The 14,539-nt window shown below is 63.8% G+C and carries 15 protein-coding genes; all 15 read right to left on the bottom strand.

What is annotated here, in order from left to right; all coding sequences use genetic code 11:
• Positions 1-159 precede the first annotated feature (159 nt).
• On the bottom strand, positions 160-840 hold the full coding sequence (locus IAE60_RS15055; RefSeq protein WP_187572875.1) for a hypothetical protein: 681 nt from the start codon (positions 838-840) through the stop codon (positions 160-162).
• A 166-nt stretch (positions 841-1,006) separates the two neighbouring features.
• Positions 1,007-3,550 (bottom strand): coiled-coil domain-containing protein, encoded by a 2,544-nt coding sequence (locus tag IAE60_RS15060; protein WP_187572876.1) that lies wholly within the window; start codon positions 3,548-3,550, stop codon positions 1,007-1,009.
• On the bottom strand, positions 3,551-5,077 hold the full coding sequence (locus IAE60_RS15065) for a hypothetical protein (protein ID WP_187572877.1): 1,527 nt from the start codon (positions 5,075-5,077) through the stop codon (positions 3,551-3,553).
• A complete protein-coding gene (locus IAE60_RS15070) occupies positions 5,077-5,844 on the bottom strand; it encodes a hypothetical protein (protein WP_187572878.1) in 768 nt (255 codons plus the stop codon). Before IAE60_RS15070 ends, IAE60_RS15065 begins: the two co-directional genes overlap by 1 nt.
• Entirely contained in the window at positions 5,832-6,068 is a 237-nt protein-coding gene (locus IAE60_RS15075) for a hypothetical protein (protein ID WP_187572879.1), read from the bottom strand. The genes IAE60_RS15070 and IAE60_RS15075 overlap by 13 nt, the downstream gene beginning before the upstream one ends.
• A gap of 47 nt (positions 6,069-6,115) precedes the next feature.
• Positions 6,116-6,934, bottom strand: coding sequence for a hypothetical protein (locus tag IAE60_RS15080; RefSeq protein WP_187572880.1), 819 nt, complete (start codon positions 6,932-6,934; stop codon positions 6,116-6,118).
• Between the two features lie 92 nt (positions 6,935-7,026).
• Entirely contained in the window at positions 7,027-7,722 is a 696-nt protein-coding gene (locus IAE60_RS15085) for a LamG domain-containing protein (protein ID WP_187572881.1), read from the bottom strand.
• 406 nt (positions 7,723-8,128) lie between these two features.
• The gene (locus tag IAE60_RS15090) at positions 8,129-8,686 is read right to left on the bottom strand and encodes a hypothetical protein (RefSeq protein WP_187572882.1); all 558 of its coding nucleotides are present in this window, start codon (positions 8,684-8,686) and stop codon (positions 8,129-8,131) included.
• Between the two features lie 360 nt (positions 8,687-9,046).
• Complete coding sequence (locus IAE60_RS15095; RefSeq protein ID WP_187572883.1) at positions 9,047-9,448, bottom strand: hypothetical protein; 402 nt, start codon at positions 9,446-9,448, stop codon at positions 9,047-9,049.
• An 895-nt stretch (positions 9,449-10,343) separates the two neighbouring features.
• The gene (locus tag IAE60_RS15100; RefSeq protein WP_187572884.1) at positions 10,344-11,441 is read right to left on the bottom strand and encodes a hypothetical protein; all 1,098 of its coding nucleotides are present in this window, start codon (positions 11,439-11,441) and stop codon (positions 10,344-10,346) included.
• 3 nt (positions 11,442-11,444) lie between these two features.
• A complete protein-coding gene (locus IAE60_RS19070; RefSeq protein WP_425504434.1) occupies positions 11,445-12,131 on the bottom strand; it encodes an HNH endonuclease signature motif containing protein in 687 nt (228 codons plus the stop codon).
• A 290-nt stretch (positions 12,132-12,421) separates the two neighbouring features.
• Entirely contained in the window at positions 12,422-13,234 is an 813-nt protein-coding gene (locus IAE60_RS15110) for a hypothetical protein (protein WP_187572885.1), read from the bottom strand.
• Positions 13,235-13,630: 396 nt separating this feature from the next.
• Positions 13,631-13,981 carry a hypothetical protein gene (locus IAE60_RS15115; RefSeq protein ID WP_187572886.1) on the bottom strand — a complete coding sequence of 117 codons (351 nt, stop codon included), beginning with the start codon at positions 13,979-13,981 and terminating at the stop codon, positions 13,631-13,633.
• Entirely contained in the window at positions 13,968-14,300 is a 333-nt protein-coding gene (locus tag IAE60_RS15120) for a hypothetical protein (protein ID WP_187572887.1), read from the bottom strand. The genes IAE60_RS15115 and IAE60_RS15120 overlap by 14 nt, the downstream gene beginning before the upstream one ends.
• Complete coding sequence (locus IAE60_RS15125) at positions 14,293-14,463, bottom strand: hypothetical protein (protein ID WP_187572888.1); 171 nt, start codon at positions 14,461-14,463, stop codon at positions 14,293-14,295. The genes IAE60_RS15120 and IAE60_RS15125 overlap by 8 nt, the downstream gene beginning before the upstream one ends.
• Positions 14,464-14,539 lie beyond the last annotated feature (76 nt).

A 14,539-nucleotide genomic window follows, 5' to 3' on the forward strand; every position in this document is an offset into this window, starting at 1 on the left:
ATACGGCATCTAACCCACTGATGGAGCTCGCCGGCACACATGCTGGCGGCATACCAGCGGGATGCCGGTGGCATGACTGCCTAACCGACCTCCGTTTCAACCTCCCTGAGGAGCCGACCAAGCTCGCGCAGGAATGGCCGCGTGCCGCCCTTCCAGGCATTACGCGATGAAACTGCCTTTCCGTCGTCTGTTCGCGGTCCGGTGGACTGTTCCCACGGCCTCCAGCGTCGGATTGCTTCTGCCTGTTTTGCCCGGCGCTCGGGCGTCCAATCGCGTGACGTTGCCACTCTGGTCCTCCAAAAGTTCGACCTGCGTAATCGTGGTTTCTTCGCGCGTACCTGTCGGCTCGGGCTCACTTGCCGAAACACCGTTGTTGACCTGCTGGTGACCGTTGGCGATGTTCGCCTGCTTCACGAAAGCCACGGCGCGGGGGCTCTTGATCTCGGCCAGGCTCTCCAGGGTCGTCCTGCACTGTGACTGGGCCTTCAGGGCGAGCCTGAGGTACTTGTCCGTCGCGTCGGGGTAGTGGCCCATGTTGAGGGCCGCACGGCGGGCGCACTCAACGTAGATCGCGTTCAGTGAGGTCGCCTGGGCGGTGAGCAGCTCTTCAGCCTGTTCGATGCTCCCCGACTTTGTTCGCTTGATCGATGAGTGAAGCTGCTCGCACAGAGGAAGCAACTCGTCGCCCTCGGATAGGCCCGCCCCGGTGGAGTACATCATGGTCAGGAACGCATTTCCCGCGACCCCGTCCGTGGCGCACTTCGCCAGCAGTTCCTCCCGAGTCTTGCCCTCCTCGAGCTTGACCGGCAACACGGCCGCCCTCTTGGGGTTCTCCGCCATCTTTCTCTCCTTGGCCATTGGCCAGAAAGTTCCATGGACCGATGGTAGGATCTAGGGGCGTCCAGTGGAGGCCCGCCCCATGTCCCAGCAGCAGCGTTACGACGTTTCGCCCAAGTGGGCGATCATCTTTGGCCTTAGCGTCATCGGCATTGTTGGCGGCATTGCGCTAACGATTGCTGGCCTGCTCTAGCTCTCTGGCGATTTCCTGCAACTCCGGGTCTTTCTCCCGGTCGGCAATCGTCTTCAGGGCCTGCAGCTGAGCCGGAAGCGCGCCGCGCGGCATGGCCGTCGTGTTCGCCAGCCACTTCACGAAGCGGGGATTGGTCATGGCCCGCGCGGCGACATTTGAGGCGACGCCAAGACTTGCCAATCCGCCCGCCGTAGTGAAGTTTCCTGTAACGGCTGCTCCCATCAGCCCGAGCCAATAACCCACCGCAGTGCCAAGTCGAGCGGTTCCGGACGGGTTCGCCAGCACGCCCTTACCTTCCTTGATCGTCTCCGCGACGCGGGCAATCCGATCCATGTCCCTGCGGAACCCGGAGCCGTAGGAGTCGAACAGCGCGCTTTTCGCCTGGGGACTCACGTTGCCCCAGTTGGTCAGGAACGTGTCCACGCTGAAGCGGTCACCCGCGGCGTTCTGCCTGCCAGGCTTTGCAAGGCCCATGCGACGGATCACTGCGGCCGTCAGTGCGCGCCTGCCCTCCTGGGGAAGCGAGCGCATCACGGTGCGCAGAATCGTGCCGCCGTCGTAGCTGCCCTGCATGACCGATCGATAGACCTTTTCGGGTCCGCCATTCTTGCGGATGACCGAATCCAGCAGCTCCAGGCGATCAATGCGGGCCTTGTAGTAGGCATTCGCACGGTTCAGCGCGCGGCGTTGCTCCGGCGTGCTGGCCGCGGCTTCCATGTCCTTCGTCAGGGCCTTGTAGACCAGGGACCACTTGGAACGCGGAACGTCGCTCAGCAGGGACGACCCATCCAACTCGTTACCCACGAGGGTGCGCAGCTTCTGCACCGCCTCGTATGGCAGCTTTCCGTCCGCACGGCCCGCCAGATAGTCGTCCACCTGCTGGTCGACGTAGCTCTGGCCGAACTGCGGATCCCGATAGGCCGACTCCGGCGTGACGCGGCGCGTGATCTCGTCCTCTTGCATGACCTGCCGCTCGATCTGCTGGGCGGTGGGCACCTGGGCGTCGATCTCTGCCTGGGTCGGAACCTTGCGGAAGTCCCGCAGGCCCAGCAGGCGCATGCGCTCATTCTCTCGGGCGATTGCCTGGGCTTCGGTGGTCAGTCGCTGGCGCAGGGCGTCGGCCTCTTGCGTCAGCTGCTGCCGGCGCGCGTCGGCCTCTCCTAGCAGCTGTTGCCTGTACTGCTGCGACTCTTGGGCAAGCTCGGCCCGGCGATAGTTCGCCGCATCTGTCAGGTCGTTTCGCAGGGCGTCCGCGCCGGCTCGCACGTCGGGCCGGGACATTGCACCCTCAACCCCCAACGTATCGCGCTGCAATGCATCCTCGATGCCGGTCAACCTGCCATTGCGGAACAGCTGGGAAAGCGTGGGCGCGCCAGGGATTCCCGCGTTCAGGGCCTCAAGCTCTGCCCGCACATTGTCCACGCCAATACGCGTGTCCTGCGGTATCTGCTCGTCCAGCTTCCGGTACAGCTCGTCAACCCGCTTTTTGCTCTCTTCCTTGAACGTCTGGGCGCCCTTGACGATGCGCGTACCCGCGCGCTGTCCGCTGGCGTTGCGGTAAAGCTCCTCGGCACGGTTTCGCATACCGGCGCCGATGTCTTCACCCTGCTTTGCCGCGAAACGCTCCACTACGCCCGAACTGGGCGAGAAGTTGCCCAGCAGGGCCTCTGCTTCCTGGGCCATCCGCGAACCGGACGCCTGCCCCACGCTGGGTGTTGCCCCGACCGATGCGAAGTCATCGATGGTCTGCCCCATCGCCTCACGGCGCGCAGCGATGGCGGGCCCCAAGCCCTGCGCACGAACCTCGGCAATGCTCGGAGCGCGCACTGCTGCACGAGTCGTGGCAGCAGCAAGAGCCGGAGCCGTGGGAGCCATGCCACCCGCCAAGCCCGCCAGGACTTGCAAGCTCGTACCGCCGCCAGCTTCCCTGGTCCCGCTGGCAGCGCCCACACCGGTAACCGTTGAGGCTGTCTGCAAAGCGGGCTGCGCCGTCAGGAAGTCGCCCAATTTGCTGCGAACCGCGTTTCCAAACGTCTGCGCACCCTGGGCGCCGCGGGCCACAAGGCCACCAATGCCCATGGTCAAGCCGGTACCGGCCAGACCTTCGCCAATGTCCGCGACGACGCGCTGCGTGGCCGTCTGGGGTCGACGCATGCCCCACTCGTCCGCCTGGGCTGCTGCTGCGTCACGATACGTGCGATTTCCGATGCCTAGCTGGTCACCCCAGCCAATGGCGCGATCCAACGGGCTAAACACGTACTCATTCAGCGCGTCACCGCCCAGCATGCCGTACAGGCCATAAGCCGCCTGCATGGTCTCGCGTCCGCCAATCTCGCCAAGGAAACGCCCAACAGCATTCCCTTCCTTGACTTGGGGTTGTGCGGGCTGGGATCGCTTGCGCACGTCGGCCAGCGTCATGCGCTTGGGCTGCACGATGGTCTCCGTGGAATCCACCCGAGCCGTCACGCCTGAGAAGTCGGCCCGCTTGTTCCTCGCCCTAATCTCGTTCAGGGTGGGCATTTAGCGGACCTCCTCAACTTCAGGGTTGCCGTTCAAGTCGCCGCCGGTCACGCGATAGCGTCGGCCACCCTCAGTGATGATCTGCCCAACCTTGTATCGCGCGGGCTTCTGCAGACCCTCGGCCTTACGTTGACGGTACACGTCACCGTTGAACAGCTGCGGGTAGCTCTCCACCTGGGTGTCGATGTTCCGCTCGATCACGCGGTATAGCTCGTCCAGCTGGGCATCGATCTGGGCACGGGTTCGCGGGTCGGTGACCGCGCTGAAGCTCGTGGGGTCACGCAGCGCGTTCTCCAGCATCGGAAGCTCGCCCGGCTGCAACACGCCCGTGTTGTACAGAATGCGCAGGCTGGCGCGGGCGTTGTTGTAGGCAGTGCCGAGTCGGCCCTTGGCTGCACCGTCCAGCAGCAGGCGCGGGTCGTTCGGAATCTCGGCCAGCGCCGTATCGAACGCCTTGAACATGTTGAAGGCGTCTTTCGTCTCCTTGAACTGCTTACGCACCGCAGATGCTTCACCGGCAGACAGCGGAACCACGCCTCCCGTGCCCGGGCGCGCATCCGGCTTGTTCACAACATCGATTGCACCCGTGGACAGATTGCGTTGCGCGACCGTACCCCTTGGCAATCCCGCGCGCTGCACCTCGTCCGGGGTAAGTTGCACGAACTGGTCGCGATTGTCCTGCTTACGGGGTCCGCGCACGCCCGGGATGATCGTGCTTCCGCCAGCGCCGGCCGAAGGGGCGCCGTAATACTCGGCGGGCGCGCGATCCACGCTCGGCAAAGTTGCGGACCCACCATCCGGCACCGCGTTCCACTCGCCCGGGTTCTGCAGGATGGACTCGCGCGTCTGCGGATCCAGGTCGTCGCCGATGCTGATCGGCATTCCGTCCGGGCCCTTGAACAGGGTAGATCCGCTCGGCGCCGTGACCTTCGGTTGGCCTGGTGCGGGTGCACCGTTGCTGTTGAACGTCGGCGGGGTCAGCCAATGCACGTTCCCGTCAGCGTCGGTGTATATCTGCGGCCGCGGCGGCGCGAACGGCACTTCCGCGATCACCTCACCATTGGGGCCGAAACGCTTGGAACCCGGGCCTAGCGTGAACTGCTCGCCTGCTCCACCCTCGCCGTCGTACTGCGTCAGCGCGTTGACGGTCTTTAGGATCGTGTCCTGCGTGTCCTGCGTCCAATCTGGCGCCTGCATGCCTCGTGCGCGGAGCTTGGGCAAGACGTAGTTGGTATACGCGGCTTGCTGCTGCTCGGGCGGCGCATTCTTGATAAACCGCGCGTAGCCGATTAGCTCCTGCTGGTCGCGGTCGTCCTCGGCGTTCCAGTTTTTCTGTTGCGCCTGGGCGAACTCGGGCGACAGCTTCGCAAGCTCCGACAAATGCCCCTGACGCTGGTCCCTCGGCATGCCGTAGGCCAGTGCAGCCAATCCCTTTAGCTGCGTCTGGTCGCGCTGCTGCTTGATCTGCTGGCCGAAGCTGTAGCCGCCGGTCAGCGCATCCATGAAATTCCGCTGATAGTCAGCCATTAGCCCCTCCATCCCCAAAGGTTGTCTTGGTTGTTGCCGAAGTTGTAGATGGAGCCAGGGCCGGTGTTGGCCTGACCGCTGAAGAGCGTCGAGAAGCTGTTGCCGCGCTGCTGCCCGCCGCCCATCTTGGAGAAGTCGAAGCCGCCGAACCCGCCACCACCACCGCCACCACCCATGCCGGCGTAGGTGCTGAAGGCCGAAGCGATGGCGTTGCCGTAACCGGCCTGCGTCATCGGACCCGCCGCGGCTCGCTGGGCGTCAGCCGCGCCCTTGATGCCGCGCGCCTGCGCCCAGTTCTGGGCATAGTTCTGCCCCAGCTGCCCAAGGTACTGCGCCGTCCCGAGACCCTGATTGCTGAGCGCCATGTTCCGGTCGAAGAACTTGCCGTATTCCTGCGAAGCAAGGCCCTGATTGAAGCGCAGGATGTCCGCATCGGTTGCGCCGCCGCGGTAGTTGCCGCGAGCCGCAGCCAGTCGGGACAAGCCCTGCAAGCCCTGGTCCTGCTGCCACTGGTAAGACGGGTCTGCCTGGAAGCTGGAGAAGTCGCCATTCATCAGCGCCTGAAGGCGGCTGTTGGCCTGCTGGCCCGTCTCCATCCACGGTGTGGCGTCAGCGCGACTCTGCCCATAGACATCGTCGTACTTCGCCATGGCATCGGACGCAGCGTTGCCCTGCGCCCTGCCTGCCGCCTTGGCTGCGGCGCCTTGGCGATTGGCGCTGTATGCCATGCCCGCGCCAACGGCGACGGCTGCGGTTACAGCGGCCATTGGGTCACCTCCGCCAGCAGGGACACGACAGCAGCAGACAGGGCGCCGCAGAGGGCGTACAGGCGCGTGCGAATCGGTTTCGTCTCGTCACTCAGGGCACCCCAAGCGCCTACGGGGTCCGTCTCGTCGTGCGTGTCTGCGGTCGCCGCGGTGCGTGCCTTTCGGCGCGCGACGGCGTAGCCAATGCCGGCGCCAATGACGACGGCTAGGGTGGGCAGAATCATCGGGTTTCGCTTCCTTGCGTTGGGGAGTGGTTGGCGCTTCCTGCGCCTCAGTGGTGCGCGGCGATAGAAACCTCGCCGCCAGGTTGTACGGTGGCCGTGGCGTGGCCGTTGGTGAATCCGACCGTGGGCTCGCAACTGCATTCAGCAGCGCCAGCAGGTACGCCACAGCCGGGGGCGTGCTCGATCCAGTGCGCGGCGTTGTGGCCCCACTGGAACCCGGCACGTGCAGCCCGCACCTGAGCGATGTCGACGCGCCAATATGCGGGGTCCAGCTCCTGCAGGTAGGAGAAGTCCAGGGCGGTTGCATCGCCCGTGTGGCGCGTCCAGCGCTGAAGAACTCGCAGGGCCTTGTCCTCGTTCCCGAAGCGTCGAGCCTCGGCAAAGAACACCGGGTGCCCCACGAAAGCCGCCCATTCGTCCAGGTCGCCGGCTACGTGATACAGGGAGCGCGGACCGTCCGGCATGCTCTCGGTACGAACGCCGTACTGGTACAGACCGAAGTTGCGGGCCACCTGCACACCGCTGGGGTGGTCCGTCATCAGCAGAAGACGACGGCAGTCCGTCGCACAGAACGCGAACATCACCAGAGCCTGAAACTTCAGCGCCAGGTCTACGTCGTTCGATGCGAAGGAATCGGCGATCTGGTAAACGCCATCGCCCAGCGATTCCAGCGCGGCAGCGCCGCCCGTGTCGAAGGCAAGACCGATAGACGACGGCCAAGCGTCGGTGATCGCCTCCAGGTCATCAGCGGGCCAGTGCGGCGGGGTATTCCATACGCCGGTCCCGGCAGCTACTAGGGCCTCCGGTGATTCGGCAATGCGGAAGCCCATGCCGGCCAGGTACAGGGTGGCGTTACGCTCGTCCATGTCGCGTCCTTGCGAGTGAGTGAGTAGCTAGCCGCCCTACAACCCGGGGCGGCACAGCAGACATTTGTTGGGGGAGATGGGGCGGGTCATGGTCAGCTGTCCGGAAACGCCGCGGCCGGCGGGGTGAAGCTCGAGGTAGACCTCGCTACACCGTTCGTGATGCGGAAATCGTCGATATGGCCGTTGAAGTAGCGGCCACCGGCCTGCGGGTCATAGCCGAGGTACAGCGTGGCGGTATTGGAGGCGTAGATGCCCGCTGGCGTCCCCGATGCTTCGAGTATTCCGTCCACGAACAGGTAGTAGGTCGAGCCTGACTTGCACCAACGCACGTGGTAGTACGTGTTGACCGCGAGCACAGTGGTGCTCGTCAGGCCGAAGAAGGAGCCTGACCAACTTCCCCACCAGCCGACGAGAATGGTTCCATCTGCATTGACCTGGAACTGCCATCCGTTGCCGCTGAGGCGCGTCGAGGCGATAGCCCCAATTGAACCAATAGCGGCCGGACGGATCCACGCTTCGCAGGTGAAGTCGCCAGTCGGGCTGTAGTCGGTGCTGCCAGGGGTGGAAATGTAATCCCCCGAGCCATCGAGAAGCAGTGCAGCGCTACCCCACTTGAAGAATGCCGTGTCGAGTTGCGCGTTACCCGCACCCGTCCAGGTCTTGCCCTTTACGTCGGTGAAGGTCGTCGAAGCGTCTGCGCCGTCGAAGTGCAGCAGCGATGTGACGTTGGCCCAGTAAGGATCGCCGCCTGCTGCTGGCCCGTAAGCCATCATCATCATTTGGTGCATGCGAGTTTCCTCGGGTATGTGGTCGGCCAGCTCATCCGGTCCTCCGGCGCGAGAGGTTCTGGCGGCGCATGGACTCGGCGGCCATCGGCATATGCGTTCGCGACATCTTGTTCACTCCTCAAAGGGCGCCGCCCATATACCGGGGCGGCTCGGTCGGCCGTTGACGAGACGGCCTGCTCGCGAGCCTGGAGGGGCATTCGCGAGTGTTCGGGATAGCTGCCACCCATTCACCGGGATGGCGCGGCCGGCCAGGCTGGAGGTGGGCATGGCCGCTACGTCAGCGGTACCGACTGACGCATGGGAAGGTCGAAGCAGCCAAAGAAAAGGGGGCGGATCGCCCGCCCCCATCTCAACCGCTCCCCAGCGTGTCCAACAAAAAGCCCCGGTGGTTGCCGGGGCTAAGGGTTCAGAAAGGATCCTGTGCGATGCCGAACTCTCGGAACCCGGCCAAGGGATCACCCGTATCACAAGGCAATTCCTTAGCGTTCAACCCATTATGGGTTCCCATCCGATCGGCAAAGCCCCCGGAACCCCTGTTTTCGGGGTCAAAATGGGCTGTTTCGTAAACACTCGCTGAATCGTCCCTCTCGATGCCGTGCCACGCTGCAACTGCGGCCCGCACCAGACGCCCAAGCGTTTGTTTCCGCATGCCCAACTGCGCCGCGAGATCCTGCTGGGGCATCGCCACCGGATCACCAGCAGCCGCCCAGTAACCGCACCGGAACGCGATCACCAGTTGCACGGCCGTGGCCCGCAGATTGCCGCGTGCACACAGAGCCAGAAAGTGGCGCATGCGTGCCTCGTAGCTGGTGCGGTACGGCTTGCCTTCGGCGATGTGCCGCTCCCATCGTTTCGCCTCCTCGATGATGGGGGTTGTTATGACGGCCCAGCCCGTGGGGTTGTGGTCGTAGTCTTCCGGGATCTGCTCCCACGGCCGCAAGTCGTCGTTGTTGTTGTCGTCCATCTTTCCTCCCGCCCTTTCCATGGGCATTGGTGCTGCCATTGCTACACCACAGCGCCGGGGCAGCGGCCGGCATCCGTGTTCTGTCACTGCGCATGCGTTCGCATTGCGTTCGCATTGCGTCCGGCTCCCGGACCGGTACGTCTGCCGGACGGGTTGCCGGCGATCACCGCGGCGCGGTCCTGCAGTAGGCGCACACGTGCCGGCCTCGGTGTGGCTGGAACTCGTGCGATCCGCACGCCAGGCATTTCGACGGCGCAGGAGGCGGTGCGAGCGTATCCAACGAAGGCACACTCCGAGGCCCATGCTTCTCGCCTGTGTACGCAACAACAACCGCGGCCGCCGCGGTGGTGATTGCTGCACTCAGGGCCACCATTCGTCGCCCCCCTCCACCCTCGGATAGGCCGCAGTCACGCCCGAGATGATGGTCCCCCACCCGAACGGCGCATGCTCCGCGGTGCTTTCCTCCGCATCCATCTGTTCGACCTTCAGCGGATCCACGAGGCGCCAGCGGGGCGAAGTGAGCCCGTCGTGATACTCCGGCAGCGGATGCAGACCCAAGTGCGGGCAGTCCACGTACAGGCCGGCGCGCATGCCGATGTGTTCGCCCGACCATTGCGCACCCTGCCGGCGCTGTAGCGATAGCCAGGTGTCAACTCGCACCAGCTCCCAAGCGTCGTCGGTCTCGTCGCACGCGAAGTGATACAGGCCCGGCGCCTGGGGCGCTGTTGTTGTCCAGGTTGGCGAATCCATTTGCGTATCCATCGGGCCTCCTAAGCCGTTGTTCCGGTTGCGCCTGATAGGCACGAACCGTTATCGAACCGTTGCGAAACCGTTCCGCATCTTCTGCGCCACCGCATCTCCTGCGGGGGTCTGCGGCGCCTCAACCGCGGCGGGCCATCAATCCCCACCTCGGCGCGCCTCCACATGCTCGCGCCGCCTGCCGCACCTCTTGCACCGGTCGTGGTCTGCATGCCACGCGCCCGGCTCCATTGCGATCACCGCCGCAACAAGGCCCCAGCAACTACCGTCGAAATGGCGATACACGTAGTGGGGGCGCCACGCATGACTGTTTCGCGCACATAGCCAGTGCAGAGAGGCGATCACGGGCGCCACCGCTTGCCGCATAGCTGGCACTGCTCGCCCATGTGGAAGCAGACGCGCGCTGCAGGGTTCACACGGATCAGGCCGCGGCATCCATCACGCATCGGGCCAGGTCGCCAGGGGCGCACAATCGGCTTGCGGGGATGCCAGCCGAGCCGGCACCTCCAGCCCCGCTTTCGCCTTTGATTTCCCTGCTCTTGGTTCTGCAGAGAGTTTTCCTCCGCGTCAGCGGGGAAAACCTCCTTTCTTGGAATAGCATGGAAAGACATGGAACTCATGGAATACATGGAAAGCATGGAAGTAGCGGTCTAGGCGATAAAAAGGTCGCCCTGAATCGGGCGTTGGCCAGCGCTCTTGCGAGCATCTGCAAACATCTGCGCGCAAGTGTTCGCAGACGTAGCGGCCGACTTGCCGACGCCTTCCTGGACCCCTCGGCGCTTCGCTCTCTCGGCGGCCAGATCCACCACGACGCAGCAGCTCCGAACGGACAACTTGCGCGCGGCTGCCAGCTTCTCTATCTCTCGAATTCTCTGATCGGGTGTCATGTTGATGCCTGCTAGGCCGCCTGCTTGGATAGGTGCCGTTCCTTCCTGATCACGGCGGCCCATCTCTTGGTGATGACGGCCATTTCCATGAGGCCGTCCAGGTTGTTCGGAGTAGGAGCGTGCACCCTAGGGACCAAAACGGTTCTGACAACGGGCATCCCGGTCTTAGTAGCGCAGTAGAAGACGCCAGTACCGTAGGACTCTCTGTCTTCGCGCGTAGCCTCGATGATCAGCATCCCGTCCGCGTCGGCATCTGTAGCCAAGGCAAGCGCGTGAAACTGCTTCGCGAGGTCGGGAGCTAGGCCGAGCTCGGCCAAGGTCTCCCGGTATCCGGGGCTGAAGACCCACAAGGGATAGTTCCCGCCGCTGTGGCTCACCACGGCCACTTTGCAAACCGTAGAGGTAGCCAAGAGGCACCAAAGTGCATTGGCGACCCGGGCATGATTGGGATCCGAGACTGAATCGAAGAGATCGCTCTGCTGACGCAGGGGAAACTTCCAGGTCTCCTCAACTGGGGGAGCCACCGTCCACAACCTCAGGCCCGGCGAGCCGTCCGTCTCCCCTAGGTCGACGGGCAGGTCGTTGACTTCGCGGAAGCCCTCCTGGTCCCACAACTGGAACGGGAACATGTCTGGCGGCGCGCCCATCCACCCGCCGTAATCGGCGGATGCGTACAGTTGCAGCAGGACAAGCAAGGCATCCCTCCGCTGCTCAGGCTCCATGCCACACTTCATGATGTTCAACATTGGCGAGCCGTGCTGCGGATGGACGTTGACGAATATCGACGGAACGTAGGCATGGAGCCCTTCCCACTTGGGCAGGTGCTTTAGCTTCGCGTTCCTCAGGCTTTTGGGCGTGCTCTCCACAAATCCATACTCGCCGCGTTCGCCGACTCTCAGCTCGTGGAGATCAGCCAAGATGCGCTTTGACCTGAAGTCGGACACGCCTGTCGCTATGCGAATTGCGCGGGCACCGGCTGCAGTTAGGTTGTGGTGCGGACGCATGGCGAATTTGTTGAGCACGACGTATCCGGCGAGCAACTCGGGGCCATCCGAATTGGCTACAAGATGCTTCGCTGCCGCCATGGAGACCCGAAAATAGCCGGACATGAGCTAGCGCTCCGATCGAGGCCGACGCCTGGTACGCAGACGCGGGCAAGGACGGACGTGTCGCCAAGACCTCCCTCGGCGAGCGTCTCTCACCGTGTCCTTGTGCACTCCAAGTTCCGCAGCCCAATCGCCGTTAGAGCGGCTGGAGGCCCGAATCGCGACAACAACCTCTTCCGTCAGGCGGGCGTTCTTCTTCCGGGTCCCCATGGCCGACTGGCCCCGCGCCCAGCCGATCCTGGCGTGCTGGAGTGCGGTGACGAGCTGCAGATTGGAAATCCTGTTGTCAGCCTTCTGTCCGTTCTTGTGGTCGATCTGATAGCCGGGAGGAATAGGCCCATAGACCGCCTCCCAAACCGCCCTGTGGCCGTACTGGACACCCTTGGGGATGTTCTTGGAGCGCCGAAATCGGACATAGCCGTCGGCACAGACTGCTCCGATCGGCTGCCCTTCCCGACCAAAGACCTCTCCGGTACGAGGCGCCACTGAGATTCGGGTCGGCAGATGCAGGGCGAGCGTCGAGCACCAGATCGCGTCTGCAGCGAGGCCGAACCCGGCTCCACCACCCAGCCCGCGAGGGTCTTTGCGACAGCTGCCCGGGAGTCGTGCACGCGCCCTCGGACGGCGTCCCTGGCGAGATGCCTTGCCGCCGGAGAGGCCGTCTCCGCCTCGCCTCGAGCGGCCGCGAGTCACTGGTGACCTCCCGGCAACCCGGCTCGACCGATTCGCTGGGGGAGGCTATAGAGGCTATCTAGGTAGACGAACCTGCGGCGACCGATCAGAACCGTCTCAATCAGACCTTCAGCGGCCAGTTGGTATGACTTACTTCTGCCCAGGCCGACCCGGGCACACTCCTCAACAAACGGGCGAAATTCCCTGAGTCCGTTCTTGTCCATCTTCTGCACCGTATGACCGCTAACGTGCGGCGTTGGGTGCAGAATGGGGAGTAACAGGTGGCTGGTGTCGGAAGTTCCGAGGAAGAACTAACTTCCGATCTTCAGTCCCTGCTTCTTTGAGGCAGCCAGGATGCGAGCAATCTTATCTTTGGAAGGCGTAGGCAGGTTGTGCTTGTCCAGAAGTCGGCTCAAAGAGTCGGCAGCGGTCGTGGGCTTGTCGGACAAAGTTCCCGCCCCCCCATCGCCATGGGCCTTTGCCCACAACGCCGCGATGACTCGCTCGTAGGACTGGATGGCATCTGTTCTGAGTCCTCCGGTGGATTGCTGCTCCTTGCGCGCCGTTGGATCCGAGTTACTGCTCGGCGAAATGTCCTGAACTCGGAAATGGAGCCGCTCCAAATCCACGGGTGGGTCTGCGTAGTTTCCATATTTCACCGACAGGAGCCCGAAATGTAGGTTTGGCCACCCGTATGAATCGATCCCATATGTGGAGCTCTCTTCAAACCACTCCTCGGGCGCTACTGCCAGCCCTCCAAGGCGCCCTTCTCGTGCGTATCCAGAAAGCCCTTCACAGATACGGAAGTAGCCTCGAAGCTCGTACACAGAGCCAAATCCAGTCCGGCTCCGATGTGTTTCTTGTTCATCCCAATCGCAGTTGCTTGCACTGCCGGCACCTCGAAAAACAGTTCCGTCGATGAGTTCCGCGAGCCTCATCTCGCTCGCATCTCCTTCGCGCTTCAAGTACGCACCATGGAGGTAGGCCACCGTATACGGCGGATCAATTCTTACGAATCCAGGAGCGGTTATCTGACGCGAAGCCAACTGCTGACGAAGCCCTTCAGCGTCCGTCTCCAATAGATTAGCTGCCTCTAGGTAATCAACGAAAATTCGGTTCTTCATGTACGCGCACCCATGCGCTCCCAGCTAGAACCAGCACCAGGCCGGCTGGGTAACCGGCTTTTCGCCCCGTCGGGCTAGGCGCAGGTGTTCAGTTGTCCATGGAAGGCTAGGCCCCGGCCGTCTCACGGGCTGGAATAGGTTTATCACGGGAGGCGGGGAACAGGCCAAATTGACGTTCGCCGGCTCTGCCAGACACCTTAGGCGCCCTGAGTCCGTGCTTCTTTCGCCACTCGGTCAGGGCATCGCTATAGCTCCCATGTTTGCGGGTCTGGCAGCAGCGGCATTCGATGAAATGCCCTCCTCCGGCGCCGGGCCGGCGCATGTCCAGTATGTGGCGGGCGTGGTGGCCCCGGGCGCATCGCGGGACGGGCTGGGCTTCGGTGACTTCGCGCTGTGTCATGCGTGCGTCCTCCTCGCCATGGCGCGCCAGTAGACCGTTGTCTTGCGCTTGCCGCCCAGCTTCTCGCGCATGTGGCGCAGGAATCGGCGGCGGTCCCAGCGGTACAGAGCCAGGAAGCCACGCCGGAAGTCCTCCATCTGCTCGTGCTTCTCCCTGGTGATAGGACCGTGCACCGGCGAGTGGAGCATCGCCAGCGAGCCCGCCGCCATCTTCCAGGCTGCGTCTACGTCGCCCTCGCACGCCGCCAGCTGCTTTGCCCACTTCTCTGGGTACAACGTCGGGAAGTCTAGGGAGTCGAAGAACGCAAGCGGCTTGTGCGTCCAGGGATGTTGTTCAAGCGTGCGCATGGGTGTGTCCCTCCGGGTGCTCGGCCAACGGTGCAATGCCGGCGTCGCGGGCAGCCCAACGTAGGCGATCCAGCGCCGCGGCGTAGTTGCTGGCCTCGCCGGTCACGTAGTCGTGCAGGTCGGCGACAATCTGGCAGCGGGCGGCGTGTTCTTCGGGGCCTGCCTTCGCTTGGGCGCTCAACTCCTCGGGCGTCATCATCAGGACACGCAGGGCCGTGCGACGCATTAAGTCGCGGTTGGTGCAGGCAATCGGGCTCAGGTGGGCGTCGCCCTGCACTTTCGTCAGCAGGGGCCCGAAGGCGGGCGTGTGGTCAGCCATGGCTGGCGCCCTCCCCGAACAGCGAGCGCAGGACCGTCATCGAAGCATCTACCAGCCCGGAAGCCCGCTCAATGCGTGCGAGGCGTTCGTCTGGCTCGTCGCCGCTGCTGTAGTTTTCCAACAGGTGTCCTGCAGCCTGCAGGCAGCCCATCGCCTCGTGCATCACAAGACTAACGGGACGAACCGTGCCGGTCCTGTCGGCTGTCTCGGTTGCCTCGCGTCCGCAGCTACACGGGGCG

The organism is Pseudoxanthomonas mexicana (assembly GCF_014397415.1).
GTDB lineage: Bacteria > Pseudomonadota > Gammaproteobacteria > Xanthomonadales > Xanthomonadaceae > Pseudoxanthomonas_A > Pseudoxanthomonas_A mexicana.

Excerpts from the sequence above, each read along its gene's own strand:
- IAE60_RS15070 (WP_187572878.1), bottom strand. The coding sequence starts at position 5,844 with ATGGCCGCTGTAACCGCAGCCGTCGCCGTTGGCGCGGGCATGGCATAC.
- IAE60_RS15125 (WP_187572888.1), bottom strand. The coding sequence starts at position 14,463 with ATGCACGAGGCGATGGGCTGCCTGCAGGCTGCAGGACACCTGTTGGAA.
- IAE60_RS15095 (WP_187572883.1), bottom strand. The coding sequence starts at position 9,448 with ATGGATACGCAAATGGATTCGCCAACCTGGACAACAACAGCGCCCCAG.
- IAE60_RS15115 (WP_187572886.1), bottom strand. The coding sequence starts at position 13,981 with ATGCGCACGCTTGAACAACATCCCTGGACGCACAAGCCGCTTGCGTTC.
- IAE60_RS15075 (WP_187572879.1), bottom strand. The coding sequence starts at position 6,068 with ATGATTCTGCCCACCCTAGCCGTCGTCATTGGCGCCGGCATTGGCTAC.
- IAE60_RS15090 (WP_187572882.1), bottom strand. The coding sequence starts at position 8,686 with ATGGACGACAACAACAACGACGACTTGCGGCCGTGGGAGCAGATCCCG.
- IAE60_RS15100 (WP_187572884.1), bottom strand. The coding sequence starts at position 11,441 with ATGTCCGGCTATTTTCGGGTCTCCATGGCGGCAGCGAAGCATCTTGTA.
- IAE60_RS15085 (WP_187572881.1), bottom strand. The coding sequence starts at position 7,722 with ATGCACCAAATGATGATGATGGCTTACGGGCCAGCAGCAGGCGGCGAT.
- IAE60_RS15120 (WP_187572887.1), bottom strand. The coding sequence starts at position 14,300 with ATGGCTGACCACACGCCCGCCTTCGGGCCCCTGCTGACGAAAGTGCAG.
- IAE60_RS15080 (WP_187572880.1), bottom strand. The coding sequence starts at position 6,934 with ATGGACGAGCGTAACGCCACCCTGTACCTGGCCGGCATGGGCTTCCGC.
- IAE60_RS15065 (WP_187572877.1), bottom strand. The coding sequence starts at position 5,077 with ATGGCTGACTATCAGCGGAATTTCATGGATGCGCTGACCGGCGGCTAC.
- IAE60_RS15055 (WP_187572875.1), bottom strand. The coding sequence starts at position 840 with ATGGCGGAGAACCCCAAGAGGGCGGCCGTGTTGCCGGTCAAGCTCGAG.
- IAE60_RS15110 (WP_187572885.1), bottom strand. The coding sequence starts at position 13,234 with ATGAAGAACCGAATTTTCGTTGATTACCTAGAGGCAGCTAATCTATTG.
- IAE60_RS15060 (WP_187572876.1), bottom strand. The coding sequence starts at position 3,550 with ATGCCCACCCTGAACGAGATTAGGGCGAGGAACAAGCGGGCCGACTTC.